Origin of the sequence: Vibrio kagoshimensis, assembly GCF_050337535.1 — a bacterium.
GTDB classification, from domain to species: domain Bacteria; phylum Pseudomonadota; class Gammaproteobacteria; order Enterobacterales; family Vibrionaceae; genus Vibrio; species Vibrio gallaecicus.
Genome location: NZ_JAKJSZ010000019.1, coordinates 71,506 through 94,695 on the forward strand (window position 1 = coordinate 71,506; position 23,190 = coordinate 94,695).

23 protein-coding genes are annotated in these 23,190 nt (G+C 40.8%); 10 read left to right on the forward strand and 13 right to left on the reverse strand.

The window, feature by feature from the left end:
- The first annotated feature begins 8 nt into the window (after nucleotides 1-8).
- Complete coding sequence (locus tag L4C37_RS17380; RefSeq protein ID WP_429769298.1) at nucleotides 9-1,448, forward strand: DUF2867 domain-containing protein; 1,440 nt, start codon at nucleotides 9-11, stop codon at nucleotides 1,446-1,448.
- Nucleotides 1,449-1,486: 38 nt separating this feature from the next.
- Here L4C37_RS17380 and L4C37_RS17385 read toward each other — a convergent pair whose 3' ends face one another.
- The 3 genes from L4C37_RS17385 to rsuA form a co-directional block, all read right to left on the reverse strand.
- Nucleotides 1,487-2,149 (reverse strand): DUF2913 family protein, encoded by a 663-nt coding sequence (locus L4C37_RS17385; RefSeq protein WP_429769299.1) that lies wholly within the window; start codon nucleotides 2,147-2,149, stop codon nucleotides 1,487-1,489.
- Nucleotides 2,149-3,363: a Bcr/CflA family multidrug efflux MFS transporter gene (locus L4C37_RS17390; protein ID WP_429769300.1), complete on the reverse strand. Its 1,215-nt coding sequence runs from the start codon at nucleotides 3,361-3,363 to the stop codon at nucleotides 2,149-2,151. The genes L4C37_RS17385 and L4C37_RS17390 overlap by 1 nt, the downstream gene beginning before the upstream one ends.
- A gap of 317 nt (nucleotides 3,364-3,680) precedes the next feature.
- Complete coding sequence (gene rsuA / locus L4C37_RS17395) at nucleotides 3,681-4,376, reverse strand: 16S rRNA pseudouridine(516) synthase RsuA (RefSeq protein WP_137373077.1); 696 nt, start codon at nucleotides 4,374-4,376, stop codon at nucleotides 3,681-3,683.
- 109 nt (nucleotides 4,377-4,485) lie between these two features.
- On the opposite strand from rsuA, the gene radD reads away from it, so the two are divergent.
- The 4 genes from radD (at nucleotide 4,486) to L4C37_RS17415 (ending at nucleotide 8,914) form a co-directional block, all read left to right on the forward strand.
- A complete protein-coding gene (radD, locus tag L4C37_RS17400; protein WP_429769301.1) occupies nucleotides 4,486-6,228 on the forward strand; it encodes a DNA repair helicase RadD in 1,743 nt (580 codons plus the stop codon).
- A gap of 73 nt (nucleotides 6,229-6,301) precedes the next feature.
- Nucleotides 6,302-6,694 carry a PepSY domain-containing protein gene (locus L4C37_RS17405; RefSeq protein WP_137373075.1) on the forward strand — a complete coding sequence of 131 codons (393 nt, stop codon included), beginning with the start codon at nucleotides 6,302-6,304 and terminating at the stop codon, nucleotides 6,692-6,694.
- Nucleotides 6,695-6,786: 92 nt separating this feature from the next.
- Complete coding sequence (locus L4C37_RS17410; RefSeq protein WP_429769302.1) at nucleotides 6,787-7,446, forward strand: response regulator transcription factor; 660 nt, start codon at nucleotides 6,787-6,789, stop codon at nucleotides 7,444-7,446.
- A 112-nt stretch (nucleotides 7,447-7,558) separates the two neighbouring features.
- Nucleotides 7,559-8,914 (forward strand): ATP-binding protein, encoded by a 1,356-nt coding sequence (locus L4C37_RS17415; protein ID WP_429769303.1) that lies wholly within the window; start codon nucleotides 7,559-7,561, stop codon nucleotides 8,912-8,914.
- Between the two features lie 205 nt (nucleotides 8,915-9,119).
- On the opposite strand, the gene L4C37_RS17420 is transcribed toward L4C37_RS17415, so the two are convergent.
- Together L4C37_RS17420 and L4C37_RS17425 are read right to left on the reverse strand one after the other, a co-directional pair.
- Nucleotides 9,120-10,376: an LssY C-terminal domain-containing protein gene (locus L4C37_RS17420; protein ID WP_429769304.1), complete on the reverse strand. Its 1,257-nt coding sequence runs from the start codon at nucleotides 10,374-10,376 to the stop codon at nucleotides 9,120-9,122.
- Between the two features lie 8 nt (nucleotides 10,377-10,384).
- Nucleotides 10,385-11,119 carry a glycosyltransferase family 2 protein gene (locus L4C37_RS17425; RefSeq protein ID WP_429769305.1) on the reverse strand — a complete coding sequence of 245 codons (735 nt, stop codon included), beginning with the start codon at nucleotides 11,117-11,119 and terminating at the stop codon, nucleotides 10,385-10,387.
- A 354-nt stretch (nucleotides 11,120-11,473) separates the two neighbouring features.
- Between L4C37_RS17425 and rplY the strand changes: the two genes are divergently transcribed.
- Nucleotides 11,474-11,752, forward strand: coding sequence for a 50S ribosomal protein L25 (gene rplY, locus L4C37_RS17430; RefSeq protein ID WP_137373070.1), 279 nt, complete (start codon nucleotides 11,474-11,476; stop codon nucleotides 11,750-11,752).
- A 675-nt stretch (nucleotides 11,753-12,427) separates the two neighbouring features.
- On the opposite strand, the gene L4C37_RS17435 is transcribed toward rplY, so the two are convergent.
- Entirely contained in the window at nucleotides 12,428-13,312 is an 885-nt protein-coding gene (locus L4C37_RS17435) for an MBL fold metallo-hydrolase (protein ID WP_429769306.1), read from the reverse strand.
- Nucleotides 13,313-13,706: 394 nt separating this feature from the next.
- Here L4C37_RS17435 and L4C37_RS17440 point away from each other — a divergent pair, with 394 nt between their 5' ends.
- Complete coding sequence (locus L4C37_RS17440) at nucleotides 13,707-14,201, forward strand: YcxB family protein (protein WP_429769307.1); 495 nt, start codon at nucleotides 13,707-13,709, stop codon at nucleotides 14,199-14,201.
- A gap of 176 nt (nucleotides 14,202-14,377) precedes the next feature.
- Here the strand turns inward: L4C37_RS17440 and L4C37_RS17445 are convergent, their stop codons facing one another.
- The 3 genes from L4C37_RS17445 to L4C37_RS17455 all read right to left on the reverse strand — a co-directional run bounded on the left by L4C37_RS17445 (nucleotide 14,378) and on the right by L4C37_RS17455 (nucleotide 16,418).
- Complete coding sequence (locus tag L4C37_RS17445; protein ID WP_137373067.1) at nucleotides 14,378-14,863, reverse strand: VOC family protein; 486 nt, start codon at nucleotides 14,861-14,863, stop codon at nucleotides 14,378-14,380.
- Between the two features lie 343 nt (nucleotides 14,864-15,206).
- Nucleotides 15,207-15,548 (reverse strand): hypothetical protein, encoded by a 342-nt coding sequence (locus L4C37_RS17450; protein ID WP_137373066.1) that lies wholly within the window; start codon nucleotides 15,546-15,548, stop codon nucleotides 15,207-15,209.
- 192 nt (nucleotides 15,549-15,740) lie between these two features.
- The gene (locus tag L4C37_RS17455; protein WP_429769308.1) at nucleotides 15,741-16,418 is read right to left on the reverse strand and encodes a glutathione S-transferase family protein; all 678 of its coding nucleotides are present in this window, start codon (nucleotides 16,416-16,418) and stop codon (nucleotides 15,741-15,743) included.
- Nucleotides 16,419-16,779: 361 nt separating this feature from the next.
- Between L4C37_RS17455 and L4C37_RS17460 the strand changes: the two genes are divergently transcribed.
- A complete protein-coding gene (locus tag L4C37_RS17460) occupies nucleotides 16,780-17,430 on the forward strand; it encodes a DsbA family oxidoreductase (protein ID WP_429769309.1) in 651 nt (216 codons plus the stop codon).
- A 155-nt stretch (nucleotides 17,431-17,585) separates the two neighbouring features.
- On the opposite strand, the gene L4C37_RS17465 is transcribed toward L4C37_RS17460, so the two are convergent.
- Both L4C37_RS17465 and L4C37_RS17470 read right to left on the reverse strand, forming a co-directional pair.
- Complete coding sequence (locus L4C37_RS17465; protein WP_429769310.1) at nucleotides 17,586-18,467, reverse strand: phosphotransferase family protein; 882 nt, start codon at nucleotides 18,465-18,467, stop codon at nucleotides 17,586-17,588.
- 48 nt (nucleotides 18,468-18,515) lie between these two features.
- Nucleotides 18,516-19,061: a TetR/AcrR family transcriptional regulator gene (locus L4C37_RS17470; protein WP_273294043.1), complete on the reverse strand. Its 546-nt coding sequence runs from the start codon at nucleotides 19,059-19,061 to the stop codon at nucleotides 18,516-18,518.
- 214 nt (nucleotides 19,062-19,275) lie between these two features.
- On the opposite strand from L4C37_RS17470, the gene L4C37_RS17475 reads away from it, so the two are divergent.
- Nucleotides 19,276-19,893, forward strand: a complete 618-nt coding sequence (locus L4C37_RS17475; RefSeq protein ID WP_273294046.1) for a hypothetical protein — start codon at nucleotides 19,276-19,278, stop codon at nucleotides 19,891-19,893.
- A gap of 149 nt (nucleotides 19,894-20,042) precedes the next feature.
- On the opposite strand, the gene L4C37_RS17480 is transcribed toward L4C37_RS17475, so the two are convergent.
- Nucleotides 20,043-20,834 (reverse strand): MBL fold metallo-hydrolase, encoded by a 792-nt coding sequence (locus tag L4C37_RS17480; RefSeq protein ID WP_429769311.1) that lies wholly within the window; start codon nucleotides 20,832-20,834, stop codon nucleotides 20,043-20,045.
- Nucleotides 20,835-20,949: 115 nt separating this feature from the next.
- On the opposite strand from L4C37_RS17480, the gene L4C37_RS17485 reads away from it, so the two are divergent.
- A complete protein-coding gene (locus L4C37_RS17485) occupies nucleotides 20,950-21,909 on the forward strand; it encodes a GlxA family transcriptional regulator (RefSeq protein ID WP_429769312.1) in 960 nt (319 codons plus the stop codon).
- A gap of 172 nt (nucleotides 21,910-22,081) precedes the next feature.
- Here the strand turns inward: L4C37_RS17485 and L4C37_RS17490 are convergent, their stop codons facing one another.
- Nucleotides 22,082-23,122, reverse strand: coding sequence for a helix-turn-helix domain-containing protein (locus tag L4C37_RS17490; RefSeq protein WP_429769313.1), 1,041 nt, complete (start codon nucleotides 23,120-23,122; stop codon nucleotides 22,082-22,084).
- Between the last annotated feature and the right edge of the window lie 68 nt (nucleotides 23,123-23,190).

Consider the following 23,190-nt stretch of genomic DNA (forward strand, 5'->3'; position numbering starts at 1 on the left):
GGGCAAATATGAAGAAAGTTCTTGTTTTAGGGGCTTCAGGTTATGTCGGCTCACAGCTGCTCCCATTGCTACTTGAGCAAGGTTATCAAGTAACAGCAGCAGCTAGGCATATCGACTATCTAAAAGCTCGCACCACTCCACATAAAAATCTAGAGCTTATCTATCTTGATCTGGAAAACAAAGCTGCAACAAATGATTTAGTCCCAGATTTTGATCTTATCTTTTTCCTTGTTCACGGCATGGCTGAAGGGCATGATTTTATTGATTACGAACTGACATTAGCCAATAACTTCGCTGATGCGCTGGGTTCCAAAAACAAACATGTCATTTATTTAAGTTCTCTCCAACCACAAACGGGCCAATCTGAACATTTACAAGCTCGCTTAAAAACAGGTGAAGTACTGAGGTCTAAAGACGTTCCAATCACAGAGTTAAGAGCAGGGGTCATCATTGGACCAGGTTCTGCCGCTTTTGAAATAATGCGAGATTTTGTCTACAACTTGCCAATAATGATCGCACCTAAGTGGGTAGATTCCAAAGCCAACCCTATTGCACTTGCAAATCTAAACCATTATTTACTGTGCTTGGCTGAAGATCCGCCTTCGAAACACCAAACTTTTGAAGTCGGAGGACCCAATATTGTCTCATACCGAAATCAATTCAAACATATCGCTAAAATAGCCAAGCGCCCCCTTCGCTTGTGGTCAACTTCCCTACTCACACCTAAAATGGCGTCTTACTGGTTAGGCGTAGTAACTTCTGTACCTTCAAGTATAGGTAGAGCTTTATTAGCAGGCTTAGAGCACGATTTCATTGCCAATTCCACAGCAATACAAGAAAAATATCCTCAACCATTAGTCAGCTTTGAAAGTATGGTGGAAAAAGCCATCAACGCCGAAGGGACTTTCATTAAAAGTAATGTATGGGGGTTCGACACGACCGCTTTCTCTCGTTGGCAGGCTGGATTTGGCTATTATCCCAAAAAAACAGGGGCGACAATCAAAACTTCAGTCTCCCAAGAAAACTTATGGAAGATCGCTCAGCAAATTGGTAGTCCAAAACAAGGCTACTTTTTTGCTAACGCTTTATGGCGGACTAGAGAATGGTTAGATATATTTTTTGGTGGCGGACGTCCGATAAGACAAATCCCTGAAGGACCTAATCTAAAGGTTGGAGATTATATTGATTCTTGGAAAGTCATTCGTTGTGAAGACAACGCTTTTCTTTCTCTTTTTTTTGGAATGAAAGGTCCAGGGCTCGGTCGATTAGAGCTTGCCATTACGGATCTAGGAGAACACCGAGAGTTAACGATTACCGCTTGGTGGCACCCTAAAGGTTTCATGGGTTTAATGTATTGGTTCGCAATGATGCCAGCCCATCTATTCATTTTCAAAGGCATGGTAAAGGCTATAGAAAAGCAAGCCAAAGCCGTTCAGAAACAGATTTAAGCTTGAAAGTGCCGTTCAAACGAACGGCACTTTCATATTTAATTTCCAGTTAAACTGAGAGGCATTTCTGCCAATTGACTACCGCGATTTTCAGGGTAAACAATATATTCACCATGGTATTTAACTGCTGATTTATAATCCGTTACTTTGTGAAGCATAAAACCAGCTTCCATAGCTGATTCAATAAACTCTTGGTGGTTTCCTCGCACAAACCAATTCATTGGTCTTGCCATGATTTCGCCATCAAATGAATCGTCACATTGCTTTGCGCATAAGGCGAAAGAATGGTCACCATCAGTGAAAAACTGTATTTTTCCACCTGTTGTTAATTCATCTTCACTTGAAACGCTCCAGCCTTTTTCATACATCTTATCCATGAAGGCTTCAACATCACTGTCTTTCAACGCTTTTGGTTCTTCACCTACTGGGAAAAAGTGCGCATAAAACGCAGAAATACGTTTAAAAGTGAACATTAAATCAGCTTTGTTCCCTTTAGATCGCCCTTGTTTTTGCCAGCGAGTTAAATCAGCTACGATGCTGCGATCAAAGCTTTGAGACTTCATGGCTTTAGTTACCCAACGCACCAAATAATGGTTGTTTGCAATGGGTGCGTCGACCGCTTTTTTAGATTTGTGTAGTGCCGCTAGTTCACCTAGAGCAGAGTTCACGAGTCTTTGAATTTCAATATAATAGTTCGACATTATGCCTTCTTTCCTAATGTCCAATATAACAATGCTGACAATATAGAACATATCGCCATCACAATAGCCATGGGACCTGCGCTATCACTTGGCAGCATAGCAACCACCGCACCAATAACAGAACCCGTACCAAACCTTAATGTACCCGCCAAAGATGATGCCGTTCCTGCCATATTTGGGTAACCACTTAATAGTAGCCCCATTGAGTTACTGCCTATAGTCGAAAGAGTACCTATGAATAACATGACGAAAGGTACAATTCCCCATAAGCCTAAATCTAAATACCAGCCAGCAAATAGACCTAAACCCGCGAGCAGTTGAATCGTCAAGCTCGCCTTAAGCATGACATGTGAGCCTACTTTTTTAACGATACGCCCGTTGATGCTTGTCATCAGAATCATTGCAACGATATTTAAGCCAAATAGGTAACCGAAAAGATCCGGTCTGACTCCATAGACATCAATATAAACAAACGAGCCGGCCGTTAAGAATGCAAACATACCAGCAAACGAAAAGGCGCCTGAAAAAATCAGCCCCATTGCCACAGGGTTACGACACAAACGGAAATAATTACGCATGGTCGTTTTAAAACGCAACGGCTGTCTATTTTCAACAGGTAATGTTTCTGGAATCTTCCAAACAACCGCAGCAATAACGACTACTGCAAAAATAGCTAACACCCAGAAAATCGAACGCCAGCCAAACCATAGAGCAAGGTAACCACCAATCATTGGAGCAATCAAAGGGGCAACCGTCATGACTAGCGTCACGAATGACATGGTTCGCGCAAAATCTTCACGGTCGAACATATCTCGTACAACAGCTTGGATGATTACCGCCGCAGCAGCACCTGCAAAACCTTGAGCAGCGCGTACATAGGTTAAAGCATCGATGCCTTGAGTTGTCGCACTGACCACTGATGCAATACCAAACAACACAACACCGATGACTAATACAGGTTTACGACCATAACTATCGGCTAGAGGTCCGTGCAGCAATTGCCCAAGAGCAAAACCAGCAGTATAAGCAGTTAACGTTATTTGCACTTCGCCTGCTGTTACACCGAGATCTTTTGCAATCGTTGGCATTGCAGGCAAGTACATGTCAATGGCGAGTGGAGTCAGTGCGCCAATGGCACCTAAGATCAAGAATAGCAACAAACCTAATTGGGGCTGCTGAGGCTGGGAAGCAACGTTTTGATTCGATGTTTGCATATAGCTCCGACTAAATACTAGAACCCAATGGAGTATCGGGTATTCATAATGGCTGAGACTTTCCTAGTACCAGTCAAATAACACGAGCCGACGCGATCCTTGGTCGGCTTGATAAGGCGAAGAGGTATCTTTAATAAAACAAGATTCTTTCAGTTAAAGCTTTGATAGAAAAGTTGGGGAGTCACTGTTATCTAACTTGTAACTGCATCAAACCGACAATTATATCCAACTTAAAATGACATATAACTGACGATCGCATCTAACTTACAATTGCTCACCCAACTAATCATTGGGTTAAAGGTTTAGACTTAAACCATTTACTTCCAGATAGAATCGACTTCTTCTTGAGTAAGGTAGCGATATTCACCCAACTCTAATTCTTCATCCATTTCAATCTCACCAATCTTCTCACGGTGTAATGCTTCCACTTTGTTACCTAGTGCAGCAAACATGCGTTTTACTTGATGGTATTTACCTTCATGGATAGTCAGCAAGACTTCTTTCTCAGCCCTAACATCTAAATGAGCTGGCAATGTTAAACCTGTTTCACTTTTAAGTTGAATGCCTTCTTTGAACTTTTCAACATAATCATCTTCAACGGGTTCAACCAACCATACGCGATATGTCTTCTGACATTTATGCTTAGGCGAAGTTATACGATGCGACCACTGACCATCATCTGTAATTAAAACTAAACCGGTGGTATCTACATCAAGTCGACCAGCAAAATGTAATTTGTCCATTTTGATTTCATCGAGCAACTCAAATGCAGTTTGGTTTGAACCATCTTCATGTGAACACACAAAACCTTCTGGCTTATAAAGCATAATGTAACGCGGTCCATGGACTCGTAGCTCGTTACCCTGCCACTCTACTACACACTCTTCAGTGATCTTAGTTGCACCACTTTTCACCATGACGCCGTTAACCGTTACTGTCTTGGTGTGTAATGTTTTTGTTGCTTCTCTTCGGGTTGCACCTAGTGCATCACACAAAAATTTATCTAAACGCATGAATACCTCATCTGATTTAAGTCAGGTATTATAGTCACCTTTATCGAAATAGTTGAGCGATTTCACATTATTTGTTTATCGCCTTGCCAATAACATTACAAGATACTGTATGTACACTCTTCGACCTTACCAAGCTGACTCTGTTAAATCGGTTATTCACTACTTCAGAAAACACCAAACTCCTGCTGTTTTAGTCTTACCAACAGGTGCAGGAAAAAGCTTGGTAATCGCTGAACTTGCCCGCCTAGCCAAAGGGCGAGTATTAGTTCTTGCTCACGTAAAAGAATTGGTTGAACAAAATCACGCAAAGTATGAAGGGTATGATTTAAAAGGCTCTATTTTTTCAGCCGGTCTTGGTAGGAAAGAAACTGACCAACAAGTTGTCTTTGCCTCTGTTCAATCTGTTGTTCGAAATTTAGATTCCTTTTCAAACCAGTTTTCACTACTTGTTATTGATGAATGTCACCGCGTGCCAGATGAAAAAAACAGTAGCTACCAAAAAGTCATTAGTCATTTAAGAGAAAATAATTCTGGAATCAAAGTGCTTGGGTTAACCGCAACCCCTTACAGGCTTGGAATGGGTTGGATTTATCAGTACCACACTCGTGGGCAAGTGCGCAGTGAAGAACCTCGTTTTTTCAAAGACTGCATTTTTGAACTACCCATTCGTTACCTTCTAGATGAAGGGTTTCTTACTCCTGCACGTATGATTGATGCACCAGTTTTAAGCTATGACTTCTCTCAGTTAAAACCTGCCAGTACTGGGCGATACAAAGAAGCTGAACTGGATATGGTGATTGAGCAGTCTAAACGAGCTACCCCTCAAATCGTCGATCAAATCGTTCATCTTGCTCAAGACAAACTCGGCATTATGGTATTTGCAGCCACAGTCCGACATGCACAAGAAATCCTGAGTTTATTGCCTGAAGGTGAAGCATCAATTGTTATAGGCGATACACCGACGCTGGAACGCGACCAAATCATTAACGATTTTAAGCAACGTAAAGTCAAGTTTTTAGTGAACGTATCCGTATTGACGACCGGCTTTGATGCCCCGCACGTTGACCTTATCGCCATTTTAAGACCAACTGAATCAATAAGTTTATACCAGCAGATTGTTGGTCGGGGCTTAAGACTTTCTGAAGGTAAAAAAGAGTGCTTGGTGCTCGATTATGCTGGTAACAGTTACGACTTATATCAGCCAGAAGTTGGGGATCCAAAACCAGACTCAGACAGCGAGATAATCACCATTCCCTGCCCGGCATGCGGATTCAACAATAATTTCTGGGGAAAACTAGACAACAATGGCTTTTTGTTAGAACACTTTGGACGTAAGTGCCAAGGCTATTTCACTGATGAAGAAACAGGCGAACGAGAGCACTGCGGCTATCGATTTCGAGCTAAATACTGTAATGAGTGTGGTGCCGATAACGACATTGCCGCAAGAATATGTCACGAGTGCGATGCAACTTTAGTAGATCCTGATAAAAAGCTGAAAGAAGCCTTAAATCTAAAAGACGCATTAGTTTTCGAATGTTTAGAGATGGATTTAAATGTCTTCAAAGATGATAAAGGAAAGTCACAACTTAAAGTGACCTACCGTGGCGAGAACCAAGCTCAAGTTCATGAGTTTTGGTCACTCACAACCAAAAAACAAAAACAGAACTTCAAAGATCAATTCGTTCGACCACATTTAGCTGACAGGCATCGATCTTTTGAAGAGGCTTCTCCAAGTAAAGTGGTAGCAAACCAACACAGGTTCCGCCCACCTCAGTTTGTGATTGCACGAAAAGCAGGACGCTTTTGGAAAATGCGCGACAAAATTTTTGAAGACGAGCTTCAAGATCGCTAAGCTGACTAGATTCACTTTCTATTCATCTTCGCTCTTTTATACTAATGAATATCGACCTAACCTTGGATCAGCTATGTTAAGTAAACTAATGATTGCAACCTTACCTTTGCTTTGTGCCTTGCTGTTGCCTAACCTAGCAATGGCTAAAGACCATAATAATGGTCATGAACTCGTCCAGGATGTTTATAAAGAAGGCACACGAATTGAGTTCGATGAGGATCAAGATGAAGTCTATGACGCAGTCAAAGATGGCTTAATCAAACCTTTTTCTGAGCTTTATGAAACGATTGAATCTCAATTGAACGGGCGAGTGATCAGAGTTGAACTGGAAGAAGATGACGATGAATGGGTATATGAACTCAAATTAGTCCATGACAACAACGTGATTAAAGTCGAATACAACGCGACAACGTTAGAAATGCTCGAAATCAAAGGTCGAAATTTACAAGACGTAATTAAAAAATAACGTAACCATCAGTGATAACAATAAAGCTAAAGCTGCAGTAACAATAACCTCAAGAACAATAAGCTCAAGCAGCAATAATTAATGGTAAGAATATGAAAATATTAGTGGTTGAAGACGATCCAAGTTTAGGTCAACAAATTTTAAAAACGCTGGAAGGTGCTGACTGGGTACCTGAACTGTCTCAAGATGGGATTGATGCACTTTATCGTGCGACTTCTGAAGAGTGGGACGCGATTGTTCTTGATCTCGGTCTCCCAAAACTTGACGGTCTTACTGTACTAAAAGGCATTCGAGACGAAAACATCAATACCCCGGTTGTCATTTTAAGTGCTCGTGACACTTTGACTCAACGTGTTGAAGGTCTCAATGCTGGTGCTGATGACTACCTAACTAAGCCTTTCGAAATGGTCGAGCTAATCGCTCGTATCCGAGCTCAATTACGCCGAGCTTCAGGTAACGCTTCCCCTATACTACAAATGGGTGACTTAAGCTTAGATACAAGAAGTTCAAAAGTATTATGGCAAGGTCAAGCAGTAAGCTTAACGGCTTTAGAATATAAAGTAGTTGCGTACTTTATGCATAATGCTGACAAAGTCATTTCTAGAACCGAATTAGTCGAGCATATCTATAAACAAGATTTTGATCGCGATTCTAATACCGTCGAAGTTTTTATTGGTCGTATCCGTAAAAAAATCGCCCCGAAGGTGATTAAAACCGTTCGTGGTCTTGGTTATCAACTTAACGTTGATTAATACCGAGTAAAGTCAACGAGTACAGTTTTGATAATACCAATGAGGGTAGTAATAAATACGCTCATTGCCCTAAACAACCACTATTTTCCTGCGCTGATTAAAAGGATTCACCGTGCCGAAAGCCGCGCTCAGTAAACCAAACTTAAAAAATATCAGCTTAAAAAGCCGCTTGCTTCTCGCAGCGGCTTTTTGGCTTGGGGCAATGATCTTAGCGGCAGGTATTGGAATACCTAAACTCGTTAATGATTATCTTATTGATGATGTGAAACAGCAGCTGAATCTTACCCTAGATGAATTAACCGCAAATATTGAAGTTGATAAAAACAATCAGCTTGTCATGCTTGAACGTCTTTCAGACCCAAGATTTTACCAACCTTATAGCGGCGTGTACTGGCGAGCAGCCACACAAGATCAAACACTCAGATCTCGATCCTTATGGGATAAGAATCTCTCTATCACTGACAAACCTATTCGCAAAGTGATCAAAGGGGCAAAGGGTGAGTCGTTAATCTACGTAGAACAAAACATTTACCTTCCCGAACTAGGTGACCCTGTCACTATAATTGTCGGTTTAGATGAAGACCCTCTAGAGTCAACACTGCATAAACTCACCGGTCAGGTTTGGATAATCTTAGGCTTGCTCTTTATTGGCGTACTGCTTTTAATCGGAATACAGGTGAGTTGGTCCTTACTACCTTTAAATAAAATGCAGCGCGAACTTGCGATGCTCCGAAAAGGAGAGCAGCAAGTTTTAAGCAACAATTACCCTAGGGAAGTTTCGCCATTAGTTTCTGACCTAAACGCCCTTCTCTTTCATTATCAAGAGTTACTAGAACGAGCACGAAACCATGCTGGCAACTTATCACATGCGTTAAAAACACCTCTTTCTGTTTTAAAAAATGAAATTGCATCGCTACCACAAGAGCAGCAAGAAAAACTCGCTCAGCCCGCTAATCAATTACAAGATCATATCGACTATCATTTAGGTCGAGCGCGCATGGCTGGTGCTATGAATATCCTATCGGTAAAGTCTTCACCTTCTGAGCGTATAGACGCTATTTCTATGGCATTTGATAAAGTATACGCAGCCAATGAGATCACATTAATCAATGAGCTTGATTCTGAACTGGAAGTCACGGTTGATCAGACCGATCTCGACGAAATGGTCGGTAATTTATTAGAGAATGCCTATAAATGGGCAAGCAGCATTATAAGAGTTCATTCAACTGAGCTTGAAAATGGCAACATTGAACTCATTATTGAAGATGACGGAACAGGCATACCTCCAGAGCAGCTTGAACAAGTCATTAAGCGAGGTGTTAGACTCGATGAGACCACTCCTGGAACTGGTTTAGGCTTGAATATCGTGAATGAAATGGCACACAGTTATCGCGGTAGCCTCGAATTGGCTGAAAGCTCGATGGGCGGCTTAAAAGCAACGTTGATACTGAATCAATTTAAAGGCTAAGCTTTTGCTTTTCTTGTTTGGCAAAGTAAATCTCAAAACGTAGACCAACTATATGAGCTTACAATTCAGAGCTCACAAGCATAAAGCCTACAAAATAGATTCCAGCAAAACATAATCCAAAGAAGCATTTACTAAAAAATGGCAGCGAATAATCGCTGCCATTTTTACAATCACTGATTAAAGTTGTTTACTACGGACCGGTCATTCATCCACTTATTATCAGGATGTTGCCATCTGTATAGTAGTCATGCTCTTCATCCATCACCTCTTGCTGTACTAGCTGCTGCTTCTCGATGCGGATGTCTGGACGTTGTTGCTTAATTTGTTCTTCTAGCTTATCTCGTTCTTTATCTACGTTAGGATCGATACTATGCAGAATCGTCATAATTCCAGAATATGACGTAAGTTTTAATCCATCATCATAGCTAATTGCACCTAACCACAGTGGTTGTTTAGTTTCGGGTTGCACACCCACTTTCCACCAGCGAATATGGCTTCTTTTCATTAAAGTTCCAGGCAGCTGGAAAGCCATATCTTGCGGTTTTTTCTGCCAATATAAATCCGAAACAGGTGGAGTTTGACTGCGCAATAATGAAACATAGCCAGCAAATTCAATTTCATTTCTAGAGAATGTTTTATTTTCTATCCAGCCAAGAGTATTCATTAAAGGTCTTGGGGTTTCGCCGATATACTGAATATTAATAGCTTGAGCATCATAATATGCTGACTTCCCAGGGAACGCTTTATAGCTTAATTCTGAGCTACTTTCAGATGATTTAACCTTATTATTTACTTCGGTATTAAAGTCATCCGAGTACCAAAAAAAATGAGCATAATTGCAGTAAACAAGTAACGTCACTAACAAGACACTTACCTTTGCAAATAGATAGCGCCAACGATATCTATAGCCAATAATGCCCATCAACGTCACAAGCATTAATGCGAGTAAAGTAGTTTGATGCTCGACAACAAAGATCTTTGCTTCATTCAATAGAGGAAAATGTTCAACACCATGCGCTAGAATTAAACCCCATATTATAAATTGCCCACCGCCAAGTATTAAACCCACAATGGATAACACACTAAAACTTCGCCACTTCACTTTATGCGAACCCGCGATAAAAGGCACAATCCAAGCAATCGGACCTAATAATCTGGCAAACATGATGATGTAGCTGCCTCGTTTTGCCATTAAGTAACGGCAGCGAGCAATAAGACGCTTTGTTTTCGGCTGAACTAAGATAATTTTACGTTGAACTCTTTGCCCGCAATGTAAGCCGATAAAATAACTTAATTGATCACCGACTAAACCACCTATCATGACAAATAGCACAGCAGACCAAGCACCTTGATACAACTGATAGCCTGCGGCTATAAAAAATGGCTCACCAGGAACAAACAGGTTGGGTCCAATCAGCGCATCTGCCAACGCCCCCAGAAATAAACTGAACCCCTCAAACATAGTTCGCCCTATTGTTGCTGTTCGTTGTAATGACCGAACTTGTAGTCCATTTCGTTATTACGCATTTCACCAAAAAACATGCGTCTCACATTCGCTTTTAAATAGGTGCTACCCGTTTTAAGCACGCCATCTTGATCAAGCCTTCGTGGGTCAAAACCGAACGTCATATTTAAGAAACGGAAACGCCAGGTTTTGCTTGCTCGTTTTACATAGTCACAGTCTTCACATAAAACGATTTCTTCATCAAAGCCACCAATTTCATCATGTACACGTTTCGTTGAAAAAATGCAGGCACCTATTGCGGTTGGAAATACAAATTGTGTAGTGAACAGACCAATATTAAATAGCCCGTATCCCATTTTATGAACCAAAGGTAAGCCTTTAGAGCTCATATACACGCCTGCTACTTCTAACTTTCTCTCTTCTAGCTCGCCCAAAGCTCTCGCTAAGAAATTCTTATTTAAGCTAACATCTGCATCAAGAAACAAAATTCTTGAGTACTTAGCTAGTGACGCCCCGGTGTTACGACCTAAACTGACACCACGCGTTTCCATTTTGTGTACCGTCAAAGATGGCAGAGCATTTTCATAAGCCAGCGCGACTTCCCTAGTATTATCTTCGCTGTTTGAATCGACCACTATCACTTCAAAGTCTTGGTGTGTTTGTTGGCTAAGCTCTTCCATCAATCGACCAATCCGTTTTTCTTCATTTAATGTAATGACTACAACGCTTACCGGTTCCATAACTTCACCTATTTTTCTGTTCATTTAATGTAGGTGTAGATTAGCGGCACTAGCCTTAATGAATGCTTAGCGGAATGTTCATATTCCATTCACCGAACAGGCGAATAATGAATTTTGATAAATAGCTTGAATCGGTAAAGAGCCTAAATTGGTCTAATGTTGGATAAAATGACAGCAGGTAAACTTTAATAATGTGTACTTAGTGATTAAACGCCCTCTCACTCTTGCTCCATTTATCTGAGAGTGTTAGTATCCGCGCTCGCTCAGACAGGAACTTCTTGTGTGAGTTTTACTACACTGACAAGGTCGCATTGTCGTGTGAAATTAAAATTTTACTAATTTGAGAGTAAAACTATGAAATTTGAAGCAGTAGTACGTACTGAACTAGGTAAAGGTGCGAGCCGCCGCCTACGTCACGCTGGTAAATTCCCAGCTGTAATCTACGGTGGTGAAGAAGCAGCAGTATCTATCGAACTTGTTCACACTGACGTGATCAACCAAATGGATAAGCCTGAGTTCTACGAAGTAATCACTCTTGTGATTGACGGCGCTGAAGTTAAGGTTAAGCCGCAAGACGTTCAACGTCACGCGTTCAAGCCTAAAGTTGAGCACATGGACTTCATCCGTATCTAATTCCCTACCAAGGAATAAAGATTGGATTAATCCAGCCTTCTGCATAGAAAAGATAAACGATCTTACCAGTCGTGAAATCTAAGAAATTCGAAACCCCGATGCTACCAACATCGGGGTTTCACCGTTTTTGAGCCCTCAAAAACGTCCACAACTTCTCGCAATACAATTGGTCTACACTCACCAGAGTGATCCGCTCAATCATTATTTGACTCTGAATGACAAGGTTCTACCCTACTTAGGTCGATTGCTGCATGACTATACTTTGAATGCAAGTCACTTCACGGCGCAAGATTCAAGTGTTGTCATTAATTCGAGTTCAAGGGAAGCAGAGCGGTGAAATATTTCATTGTACTTTCGAACCGTTTGTAATGCCCTTATCACTTAAGAAGAGCTGAAACGACCGAACCATCGTACATAATTATTATCACGGTAAGGCAAGTAGCGGTTGTCTAGGTGCGGGGGTTAACAGAAGAGTCTTTAACCACCACTTTCCCAGGCTTGGTAATTTTGATGCTTAGTGGAAGCTAATAAGGGCTATGCTACTCTGGTTAAAAAGCTGCCGCTGGTTCTATTTACGGCAGAGTAAACCGACTCTTACAACGAATCAGAGTCGGCTATCATAAACACTCATTCTATAGTACTGAATAGTTTAATAAGAAATGAGCTGGCGGCATGTTACCACTGCATTTCACCTTTTATTACTTTTGCACTGAGCTCTAAATCACTTATATTTTTGAATTTAGGGTACGCTTTTTTCATTGATTCAGCTAACTCTGCAGAATTAGCCGCTTTAATAGCTGCATCTTCAAACTCACGAATATAAGATTGAGTGAACTTAACAGAACTCATATCTTGAGTGCTTTTTCCAATATAATGACCCGGAATAATCTGTTTTGGATTGAGTGAAGCTAAGCCGTCTAGTGTAGTTAACCATTTGTCGCGAGAAGATGCAGTTTGATTATCCGCCATCCAAACGTGAACATTTTCATAGAGAATAACCCCACCAGCAACAGTCTTAAGCGATGGTATCCAAACAAAAGTATGTTTAGGGTCTATACCATCAAGCCCTATTATTTTTATGCTTTCCCCATCAAGAGTAAGAGTATCTCCAGAAAGGATGTCCGGCATAATGGTTTCTTGAGGAGCATTCTCACCAAGAATTGGTCCCCAATATCCTAGCTTCCCTTCAATAGTTTCTTCAATATGCTTATACGACAAAGGAGAAGTAACAACCTTAGCCTTGGGATATGCGGCAGTAATGACGTCTAAACCGAAGTAGAAATCGGGATCTCCATGACTTATATAAATAGTTTTAAGCTCTTTGCCGCTGTCTTTGATCATTCTCAATACGCTTTGTGCATCATCTCTCTGAAATTGTGCATCAATTAATACCGCTTCTTTGGGACCAGTAACGAGTGTCGAGGAAACCGGGAATAGACTTTTCTCTCCGGGGTTGAACACTTGAACTTTTAACTCTGCGGCTTGTGCTGTGTTAACCGAAAGTACCGTGGACGCGACTAACGCTATGACCTTAGTAAGTTGCTTAAATGAAATAGACATTGAATTGTTCTCCAAAAAGTGAATTCGTAAAAAGTATATGTTTACTATTCACCCCAATAAACACAGAAAACTGAACAACATTGTTTCACTATTCGAACAAATCATGTCTTTAAATACAGACCATTCGTGCTTTATATGCCTAATCAAGCCATAAGCTCCATAGAAATTTACAGAGCAAATAACTTTTAGTGAATTGGTCTTTAGCTTTATATGTACGGCTTAATACTCATTGAGGTAACAAATTAGCTCGGTGTAAGTAGAGCCCGTCGGTATCATTGATTTACAAAAGAGAAGCAAAATAGTTAAAGGAAAGTTCCGAGAAGCTATACAATACTTGAGTTGCGAGATCGCAGCATAGAATACTCATTCACAGAAAAACTTAAAGCAGTCACATATGTCCAAAGATTTCGATTTCACTACAGAATACACCCTCGATAAGCCCTTTTTTGCAGAGTGTTATGATCAAACGAGCCTTCCAGCTAAATTTCCAAAAGCCTATTTAAAAGGCATCCTTTTCCTTGTGTTTGGTGTGGTTCTATTAGAATTTGAGCTATTACCCAATGGCTACGTTGGCTGGTTCTTTATTGTTTTAAGTGTGGTTGAGGCGTTCAGTGTTTACTGCAAAAGAACCTGGTGGTTATGGCGACAAACCATCAGTTCGAGTTCAGGAAGCAAAGTAGTTTTTCAGGTTGATTCTGACGGTGTGAGTTATAAAAACGGGAAAAATACCCGTAACATCACCTGGAGTGAAATCGACCAACTTCAACAAACCGATTTAGGGCTTATCCTTCACATGGGTAAGCAGCGCCAGTATGTCAGTAAATCTTGTTTAAATGATGAAGTAATTGAATTCATTGTCGCTCAGCACGCAGCATCGAAAACGAACTAACATTGCTGCTTTCAATGTCGTGACTAAGTGAAATTAGTCATGACTTGTCAGGAGATTAGAAGGTTTCATACAAACACAGTTTAAGTATCCCTAAACAAAAGAGGATTGATATTTCTACCAATCCTCTTTAGGGGGTGTTTCAGTTTTTCTACCTTACGTTAGGTAGGTAAACGCTATTACTCGTAATCAGTCGCGTATGTTTCTTCGTATGTGTGCGAGTAAAGTTCGAATAGGTTGCCAAACGGGTCTTCTAAATAAACCATTTTCGCTTGCTTACTGTCGTCTTCTGGATGGTAGCGCATTACGTCCATGCGTACTTTTCCGCCGAATTTTTCTACTTTCTCCATCACGCCTTCAAAGTCATCTGTTTGTAGACAGAAGTGGAAGATGCCTAAGCGAGAAAAATCGACTTCGTGGCGTTCTTGGCGTTCTTTCATTTCAAACAGCTCAACACCAATACCATCAGAAGTCACTAAGTGGGCAATGTTAAAGCCTTTGAAACCTTCACCGAATACGGCAATACACATTCGACCAATTGCTGATTCGCGCTCTTCGATTACTTTCGTGTTGTTCATTACGATTTTTAGACCAAGTGCCTGAGTGTAGAACTCTACCGCTTTATCCATATCGCCAACCATGATGCCTACGTGATTCATTTTCATAACTTACTCCAAATTCGTTTTTAATTCTGTATATGTTTCGTTTCGATGGAGAGAGTATATGGACACAAGTAAATCAAATAAAATTATCATATTTTATATTAATGATAATTTTACGTTATTTAAGTAATGTAATTTGAGAAGAACGTAGTCTGCAAAAATGCTAATACGGTGTGGAAGGTGTCGGAAAAAAATCTACTCGATTCTGACGATTCTCAGTGCGGAGACTCAGAAACAAATAGACACTACGGTTCGCTGCTTCGTATCTTAACCACCTAATTCTTGTGGCTAAGTATGAAGCGAGCACATAAACCCAACCGCCTTAACTTGCGGGATAGTCATGTAGTTAAAAGGAACTATAAGAAGATGGCTCTGCTTTTTCTTCGTTCCAGCCTAATAGCTCTATGTTTACCAATTTTTTCCGCTTTTCATTACACAAAGAAGCAATATTGATAACTGGTAGCTGACTCCGAAACTGGGCGGTAAGGATTACTTTTTTGCTTTCGCTAAGATTTAAGCTGCAGGCTTCCAAAATCATCGTTGTATCCAGCTTATGCGCATCTTCTATGACTCGAATATTCGCGCAGTTTTTATATGGTTCGAGCAACCAAGTTACAGCGGTTTCTTCAGGAGTACTAAGCACAATGACATCTTTTGAATCAATAAGTTGTTCCAACTCAACCAACATAGATTAGTCCCTTTGACTTAATTAACTGTCCTCTACTTTGCTATAAATAGCCTTACTATTCTAGCCTCGACAACCTCTGTTTTTACAAAAAAGCCGTTAGATGGGAGATCTAACAGCTTTATTTATAATCCTACGACAGATTTAATCATCGCTAAGATGCGGGCTATTTAGCTGAATGGCTTGCTCTATCAATTATGCTTTTGGGTAGTTTGAAGGGAAAAATGCACGTCGCGCTTCTTCATCAAATTCACTCTTAAATTCAACATCTTTTGCGATATCACGAGCACGTAGTGCTGCTGGTCGGCTATTCACTGCATCAAACCAACGATTTAGATTCGGATAAGGTGCTAACCCTTCTTCGCCCAGTACCACAGTAGCTTTATCTAGCCATCCCCAAGCCGCCACATCAACCAAAGTAAATTCATTGCCCACGATAAACTCGCGTCCTTCCATATGAGTTTCAAGCACTTCATAGTGGCGCTCGGCTTCACGTAAGTAACGGTTTACTGCGTAATCTTGACCTTTAGGTGCCGCGTGGCGAAAGTGAACAGATTGACCAGAAAATGGACCAAGACCCGAAGCTATAAACATTAACCAAGAAAGTAATTCTGCACGGTCTTCTGCTTGCCCTCCTAATTTTCCTGTTTTTTCTGAAAGATAAAGGAGGATGGCATTTGAATCAAAAACACGCTGACCGCCATCTTCAATCGCTGGTGTTTTTCCATTTGGGTTAATCAGCCGATATTCTGCGGTATGTTGGTCACCTTTAAGTGTATCAACAGGAACAAGTTGGAAATCCAAACCTGTCTCTTCTAGAAATAAAGCAACTTTCATTGGGTTGGGTGTCTGGTGGAAATAGAAGTTAAGCATAATGTGACCCTTTTTTAGGACTGTCATTCAGTTTTATATAGAACTCATTTGAGGCAACACTGCCCTTTGATAAAAGAAACACTACACCAACAAGAACGACCGTTCAATAATTAAATTGAACATATGTTCATGTTGTTAAATTTTAAGCTTAAGACAATTAGTTTTCGCCTAATCCTCCCAATAACTAACGCGTCAATGACGGCAGTAAAGTAACAGCGATGAAAAATCATTAATTAATACCGCTACAAACAAAAACTTTGGGGAAACTAAAAAGTGCTTTCCTTGGTAGTTAATTAGTGACAGTATTATTAGAATTATGAACAGTCGTTCAATTTATTTATCAAAATACATGTGGTGTGTTATGAACAATAAGATAAAGCTAGAAATCATCTCTGATGTTGTCTGCCCTTGGTGCATCATTGGCTATAACAATCTCCAAGCCGCAATCCAAGAGCTCAACATTGCAGATAAAATTGACATTGAATGGCTACCCTTCGAACTTAACCCCAACATGCCTGTTGAAGGGGAAAACTTACGAGCTCATATACAAAGAAAATACGGTTCTAGCCCAGAAGAAAGTGCACAAGCGCGTATTCGCATTGCACAAGCTGGCGCAGAACACGGGTTCAAGTTTACTTACTTCGACGACATGAAAATGGTCAATACGTTAGAGGCTCACGTCCTGCTTGATTATGCGAAAACTGAGGGTAAACAAACCGAACTTAAGCTTAGATTGTTCACTGCATTTTTCAGCGAACAAAAAGACGTGTCGAACCATGAAACATTGAGAAATGAATTAACCGCAGTTGGGTTAGATGCTGATGAAGGTATGTCTTGGTTAGACAAACCTAAGCTTAAAGAAAAGATCCGCATGCAAGAAGCCCAGTGGCAACAACATGGAGTGTCTGGCGTTCCAACTGTTGTTTTTAACCGTGAATCCGCTGTCACTGGTGCTCATCCAGTTGCGAACTACAAACAGTTCTTAACTGAGTTAATGAACAAGCAGGACTAACTGCTAACAATAATTTGCTTAGCTGATGTTTCAACCCTATCGGCTAAGCAGTTAAGCAGTTAAGCAGTTAAGCAGTTAAAGAATATGGATTAGCATCGTTAAGTTTTTAGGATATAAACTAAGATTGTAAGTTGAGTAAGTGTCCAATGTGTTAACTAAAACGACTCCCCATACTGCTCAATTACGTTATCTATTCTTTGGATACAAGTAAGCTTGAATTCTTCAGAGCGAGAAGACATCAAAAATTCCAGTTGGCTGGTAAGGTCCACCAGCTCCGCTCGTTCCTTCCAATCAGAAGGTAAGTCCATTCCACCTTCTCGAAGCCCGTTTTCTATTTCCGAATGGAAGCTTTGTGGTGTGTTCCTTAACAGATTACCTATATCCATATAAGGTGTTCCTGCTAAAGCAAATTCCCAATCGATCACTCCACTTAAGTGCCCTTCATGAATAAGAATATTTGTAGGGTTAAAGTCCCCGTGTACAAAGCAAGTGTGTGAATCCAATTCTTCTAATAGATGAGCTTTGTTATAAAGCAACGTTAAGAGCTTCTCTTTTCTTTCAACCCCTAGGCGTTTTGCTAAATCTGCATTTTCTAATGAACTATGAATGAACCCCTGAACACCACCGAAATCGAAAGCCGAAATCGAACCATCTTCTTCTATCGACCCTGACGCATCAAAAGTAACGCTAGAAAGCTGAGCAATAGCCACACCAGCAAGACGTGAATACTCGGGTACACTTTCTAGGTTCCGACCATTTAAAAATTCTAATACAACAATGGCAGCGTTTTCATAAAGTACCTTAGGAACTTTCACGCACTGTTGCGCCAGCTCCATAACTCGAAGCTCTTTTGAGTTAGGACCTGAGTTAGATACCCTTGCGACCACCACCGTGCCATCACTCAGTGTTAGCTTATAATTTGAATTACATTTACCCTGAGGAAATAGGCTAGAAGATACAAGCGTTCGTCCTTCTAAAAATTCCGATAGGCTCTCTTCATCCAGAGGCAAAATCGGATTTCTTCGATCGTTATCCATAATACACTCAATCCTTAATCCTTAATCTCAATTACTATTTCTAACCAATTATTCTCTGCGGTTCGGGATGTTCAAAACCCACTGAACAATGTCTTCAATTTGTGTTTGTTCACCATTCAAAAGTCGCATTGTTAGCCCACCAAACAATAGCGCATAAGCCTGATCTGCATGACTGTCTCCAACGATATTGCCGAGCTCTCCCTTAAACTTCTGATTAGCGATGGCTAGTAAGCTATCTTCACTTACTTGTTGCGCGCTCCTATCCTTGGTGTAATCAAGCATTAAGGTGAGTTCACCTCGAAAGCGATTATCCAATGTAGTAACGAGCTTAATGAGCATTGCTTTTTTGTCTTGCGGGACATCTTCACCTTCAGCTAGCCCATAAAGTGAAGTCGGCTCTAAAAACACCTCAGTGCTCGCCTTAAATAACTCTTCTTTGCTGGTAAAGTAATGATATAAAGCACTTTTGGAAAGCCCAAGTGCTTCTGCAATACCCCGCATCCCTAAGCCATTTACACCGTGTTCAGTAAAAATATCTACCGCTTTTATCGCAAGTTCACGTCGATACGCTTCTCGGTCAACAATCTTCGGCATTACGCCCTCCTTAAAAGTCCGTGTGGACTATATTAATTTTACATCCCTAAGTCTAATTAAAAATCATTTTAGTACGGTCGGTCTAAAAAGTTTGACAGGTTTATGAATGATCGCATATTCTTTTTGGACCAGGTGGTCTTTATAATTTTTCTAAAAACTACTAATCAATGAAAATATTGAATAATGCTCGTTCATAAAAGAGAAAGGGATAATGATGTCACAAGATAAAACGACGATTAAAGGTGCCCATATAAACTGGAATTGCGAAGGAAAATTCAACTTCACTACTGGGTTTGGCGCAACTAAAACTGAATCCATAATTGCCAGCTATTCTGCGTTTATCGCTCCGGTGATCCTTTACTTCTTTGCTTGGGAATCTCTTGGCTGGAGTTGGTTACAAGTGATCGTGGCATCTGTGCTAACCCTAGATATGATTGGCGGCGTATTGAGTAATTCTCTGGGTTCGATGAAACGCTTTCTACATACAGACCAATCACTGGAACTCACCTGGCTAGGTAAATTAGTGGGCAGCAGGTTCCTATTTCCTGCGATTCATTTCCAGCTTTTCGCTATACCACTTTGCTTTGATATTGCTTGGTCTTATGCCTTCTTTTGGTATGGCGTGATGATGGCATCTATCGTATTCATCCACTTCATGCCTATGTATCTGCATCGCACTATTGCGTTACTGATCGTAATGTTGTCGATTATTTTATCTAACATCATTACTTCACCTACCGGTCTTGAATGGATAGCGCCTATCTTCATGATCAAATTAGTGTTGTCGCACGGCGTAAGAGAAGAGCCTTACCGCCCAACTTTAGTGGATTAAATTCACGTTAACTAAGCAAGCTTGTAATGGTGCAAAGACAATTGTCGAGCATTTTGCTGAAGCTGCTCGACAAAGCTCATTCAAACTAGCTAACTCAAACAAACTAATTAACTCAAACAAGCGGTCTCGATATTACTGAATCCAGAAACTTAAAACGTTAAGCTCTCGCCATCTTCAGGGATAGAGACTTTCTCCAGTAAATTTTGCGCTTCAAGCGAGCGTTTTAACGTCGTTCTATCCACAGGGCAATGGTTCAACGCTTCCATATGATTAGCAATAACTTTACCTGGTGACAAACGGATAAACTCCATCGCTTCATTGGTCGACATCAATAATGGCTGCCCTACATCCATTTGAGCTTGTCCAGTAGCAACAACGGTAATATCTGGCTTTAGTTCACTTAATGCACGTTCAACATCTGCCGTTAAAACAGTATCACCACTGATGTAAATGCTTGGTTCATTAGGTAACTCTAGGAAAAAACCGCACCCGTTCGCCATTACTTTATGAATCCAACCATGACCATGCTGAGCTGGTACTGCGGTAATGTTTCCACCTAAAAACTCAGTTGAAATCCATGGTTCTAACCCGCTTTCAACAGACATGCCGTACTTCTCTAAATAAGCTTTATCTTTAGTTAACGTCGTAACTGGAATGGAATGTTTAATTAGAAATTCCTCCCCAGCAGAATCAAGATGGTCACCATGCTGCAAAGGCTTGAAACCAAAAGTTTGGCTATGAGTGACTAAACAGTGAGTCACCTTAGCTAATAGATCCTGTGCATTTGACGGTAAATCAACGGTAGGATTTTTCGCCGCTTTAAAGCGAAACACAGAAAATGGAGGCAACGTTCCTTGGTCCCCTAGCATTGGGTCAATCAAGATAAAGTGCTTTCCAGATTCAATAACAAACGTCGCGCTTCTTAGGTGATGAATTTTCATAATTATTTCCTGCCTTTCTAATTAATAATCACTGTCTGATCACTAGTATCCGATATCCCCTGAATATGCGACACTAGCCAAAAGGACACCTAACGCTCAAATTGGGCCAAATAGTATGAAGAAAAATTCTATCGCTTTAGTGGCATTTGATAACATCAGCGCCTTTCATTTATCGGTTCCGTGTTTGGTTTTTCAGGACATTTTCATTGACCTAGAGCCAGCTTTTGAATTGACGATTTGTAGTGAAGGTGCGCATGATGTGGCATTAAGCTCAGGGTTTAATGCGTCCATCAATTCTGACCTTTCAGCGATAGATGAAGCGGATATTGTGGTGATTCCTAGCTGGCCCAACACGCTACCAGAGCCAAGCACAGAGTTGCTCGAAAAGCTTCAGAAGGCTTATCAACGAAATGCCACCATTGTTGGTCTGTGTCTTGGTGTTTATGTCATTGCCAAAGCTGGCTTACTCGATGGCAAGAAAGCGACGACACATTGGGGCTTTAAAGATGTTTTCCAAGAAACCTTTCCCAATGTCACTATGGATTGTGAGCATCTATTTATTGAACAAGGGAAAGTGCTGACTTCCGCAGGCACAGCCGCTTCCCTAGATTGCTGCTTACACTTAGTTAGAAAACTGTGTGGTAATGAAACCGCTTCTCATATTGCTCGTTCAATGGTTACTGCTCCATTTCGTAGCGGTGGACAACAGCAATACATTCCTAGCCCAATACCAAATAAACCTCAAGCAGCCACCAGCTTTGGCTATGTACTTGATGAGGTTATTCAGAATTTATCGGGAAGATATGATTTGGATACCCTCGCCGCCCGTTGCGCCATGAGCAGGCGAACATTCACTCGACAATTTAAGGCATCGTATGGGTGCACATTTGGTGAGTGGTTATTGAATCATCGATTAGCGTGTACCCAGCAATTACTCGAATCTACGGATTACTCAATCGCCACAATTGCCGAACTGTCTGGTATTGGGGCTGAAAGCTTACTGCGAAAACATTTTAAAAAACGCTTTAATGTTTCCCCATCAGAATGGAGGCGAACTTTCAGAGGGAATTTGTAGGGTAATGACTCAATCTACGTCTAATCTTTCTAAAAATGGGCTACAACTTTAAGTACGCTAAACACGTTCTCCATTGAGATAGATGCTTAATGGAATGTCGTAATTGTATCCATACTTTCTTGTAAAGGCGCTCTCTAGTCTGCTAGCTCTTTTGTGTCTAAGCATTCAATCGTTACTGCCCACCCTCAAGCTTGCTTTGCCGAATTTTTCCCGGCGACTGACCCGTCCACTTTCTGAATGCTCGACTAAAAGCACTGGAATCTGAAAAACCCAGTTCGAGGGCAATAAGTGTGATGTTAGCCTCGTTACGATTGAGCATTGTAAGGCTGAGTTCAAGACGGTATTTATCAAACAAACGTCGGAAGTTAATGCCTTCTTGCTGCAATTTTCTATTCAATGTCCTTGTACTCATACAAAGAGTACTTGCTATATTTTCTTGGCTAATATCTTTGACCGGAACCGTTTTAAACGCTTCATTCACTTTAAACAACATGCTTGATTCAAGTACGCTTTCCAGCTGTTTATCTGCCATCTGCTTTAAACCTAAATGGAAATCAGCTAGATACTCACGACCTCGCATGTTCACCACTTCTTCACTAAAAAAGAAATAGCGTACAGGGTAGCCTTGCTTCATTTGCACATTAAACACACGTTCAAAAATAGGTAAAAACTCCTCACCGACAGTATGACGATTGAAGTGGATAGCCACTAATTGATTTGGGGCATTAAGATAACGCCTGATGAGTTTAAGGATCAGTCCGTAATACAGCCCTAAACTCATGTGGGTCATTAATGTTATTTCATCGACGTATTCCGGGGTTACAACCCACAACTCGAGTCCACCGCTATCCGTTTCACGGCTGAAGATTTTCAGAAGTGGATGAATATGAATGGAGTATCGGCTGAGTAATTCACAAAACTGAGTTAACGTAGGAGCAGTGAGCATTGCTAAAACGGGAGGACCCAGTTCTAGCTCATCAAAGTATTCCGCTGATTCACTAAAAATATCAATAAGTTCATAACCAAACTGCTGATAAATATGGGCTATCGCAGCTTGGAGTTGGTAAGCTGAAACCGAATCAGCAGACAATAGAGCTTGATAAGAATCGTCTCCTTCCCAGAATTCACTGGTATCGCCCACTCGAGCTTCTAGTGCAGAATCTAAAATGTTAAACCAAAAAATAGGTAACTGAGAACTAAAGCTTTGTGCCATAACTACCTGCTGTGTTGGGCCTTTATATCTGAACCCAAATTAAAGTATCTGAGCCCAAATTAAAGTAT

What these genes read in the sequence shown, in the direction of transcription:
- L4C37_RS17380 (WP_429769298.1), top strand. Translation starts at nt 9, where the DNA reads ATGAAGAAAGTTCTTGTTTTAGGGGCTTCAGGTTATGTCGGCTCACAG.
- L4C37_RS17385 (WP_429769299.1), bottom strand. Translation starts at nt 2,149, where the DNA reads ATGTCGAACTATTATATTGAAATTCAAAGACTCGTGAACTCTGCTCTA.
- L4C37_RS17390 (WP_429769300.1), bottom strand. Translation starts at nt 3,363, where the DNA reads ATGCAAACATCGAATCAAAACGTTGCTTCCCAGCCTCAGCAGCCCCAA.
- rsuA (WP_137373077.1), bottom strand. Translation starts at nt 4,376, where the DNA reads ATGCGTTTAGATAAATTTTTGTGTGATGCACTAGGTGCAACCCGAAGA.
- radD (WP_429769301.1), top strand. Translation starts at nt 4,486, where the DNA reads ATGTACACTCTTCGACCTTACCAAGCTGACTCTGTTAAATCGGTTATT.
- L4C37_RS17405 (WP_137373075.1), top strand. Translation starts at nt 6,302, where the DNA reads ATGTTAAGTAAACTAATGATTGCAACCTTACCTTTGCTTTGTGCCTTG.
- L4C37_RS17410 (WP_429769302.1), top strand. Translation starts at nt 6,787, where the DNA reads ATGAAAATATTAGTGGTTGAAGACGATCCAAGTTTAGGTCAACAAATT.
- L4C37_RS17420 (WP_429769304.1), bottom strand. Translation starts at nt 10,376, where the DNA reads ATGTTTGAGGGGTTCAGTTTATTTCTGGGGGCGTTGGCAGATGCGCTG.
- L4C37_RS17425 (WP_429769305.1), bottom strand. Translation starts at nt 11,119, where the DNA reads ATGGAACCGGTAAGCGTTGTAGTCATTACATTAAATGAAGAAAAACGG.
- rplY (WP_137373070.1), top strand. Translation starts at nt 11,474, where the DNA reads ATGAAATTTGAAGCAGTAGTACGTACTGAACTAGGTAAAGGTGCGAGC.
- L4C37_RS17435 (WP_429769306.1), bottom strand. Translation starts at nt 13,312, where the DNA reads ATGTCTATTTCATTTAAGCAACTTACTAAGGTCATAGCGTTAGTCGCG.
- L4C37_RS17440 (WP_429769307.1), top strand. Translation starts at nt 13,707, where the DNA reads ATGTCCAAAGATTTCGATTTCACTACAGAATACACCCTCGATAAGCCC.
- L4C37_RS17445 (WP_137373067.1), bottom strand. Translation starts at nt 14,863, where the DNA reads ATGAAAATGAATCACGTAGGCATCATGGTTGGCGATATGGATAAAGCG.
- L4C37_RS17450 (WP_137373066.1), bottom strand. Translation starts at nt 15,548, where the DNA reads ATGTTGGTTGAGTTGGAACAACTTATTGATTCAAAAGATGTCATTGTG.
- L4C37_RS17455 (WP_429769308.1), bottom strand. Translation starts at nt 16,418, where the DNA reads ATGCTTAACTTCTATTTCCACCAGACACCCAACCCAATGAAAGTTGCT.
- L4C37_RS17460 (WP_429769309.1), top strand. Translation starts at nt 16,780, where the DNA reads ATGAACAATAAGATAAAGCTAGAAATCATCTCTGATGTTGTCTGCCCT.
- L4C37_RS17465 (WP_429769310.1), bottom strand. Translation starts at nt 18,467, where the DNA reads ATGGATAACGATCGAAGAAATCCGATTTTGCCTCTGGATGAAGAGAGC.
- L4C37_RS17470 (WP_273294043.1), bottom strand. Translation starts at nt 19,061, where the DNA reads ATGCCGAAGATTGTTGACCGAGAAGCGTATCGACGTGAACTTGCGATA.
- L4C37_RS17475 (WP_273294046.1), top strand. Translation starts at nt 19,276, where the DNA reads ATGTCACAAGATAAAACGACGATTAAAGGTGCCCATATAAACTGGAAT.
- L4C37_RS17480 (WP_429769311.1), bottom strand. Translation starts at nt 20,834, where the DNA reads ATGAAAATTCATCACCTAAGAAGCGCGACGTTTGTTATTGAATCTGGA.
- L4C37_RS17485 (WP_429769312.1), top strand. Translation starts at nt 20,950, where the DNA reads ATGAAGAAAAATTCTATCGCTTTAGTGGCATTTGATAACATCAGCGCC.
- L4C37_RS17490 (WP_429769313.1), bottom strand. Translation starts at nt 23,122, where the DNA reads ATGGCACAAAGCTTTAGTTCTCAGTTACCTATTTTTTGGTTTAACATT.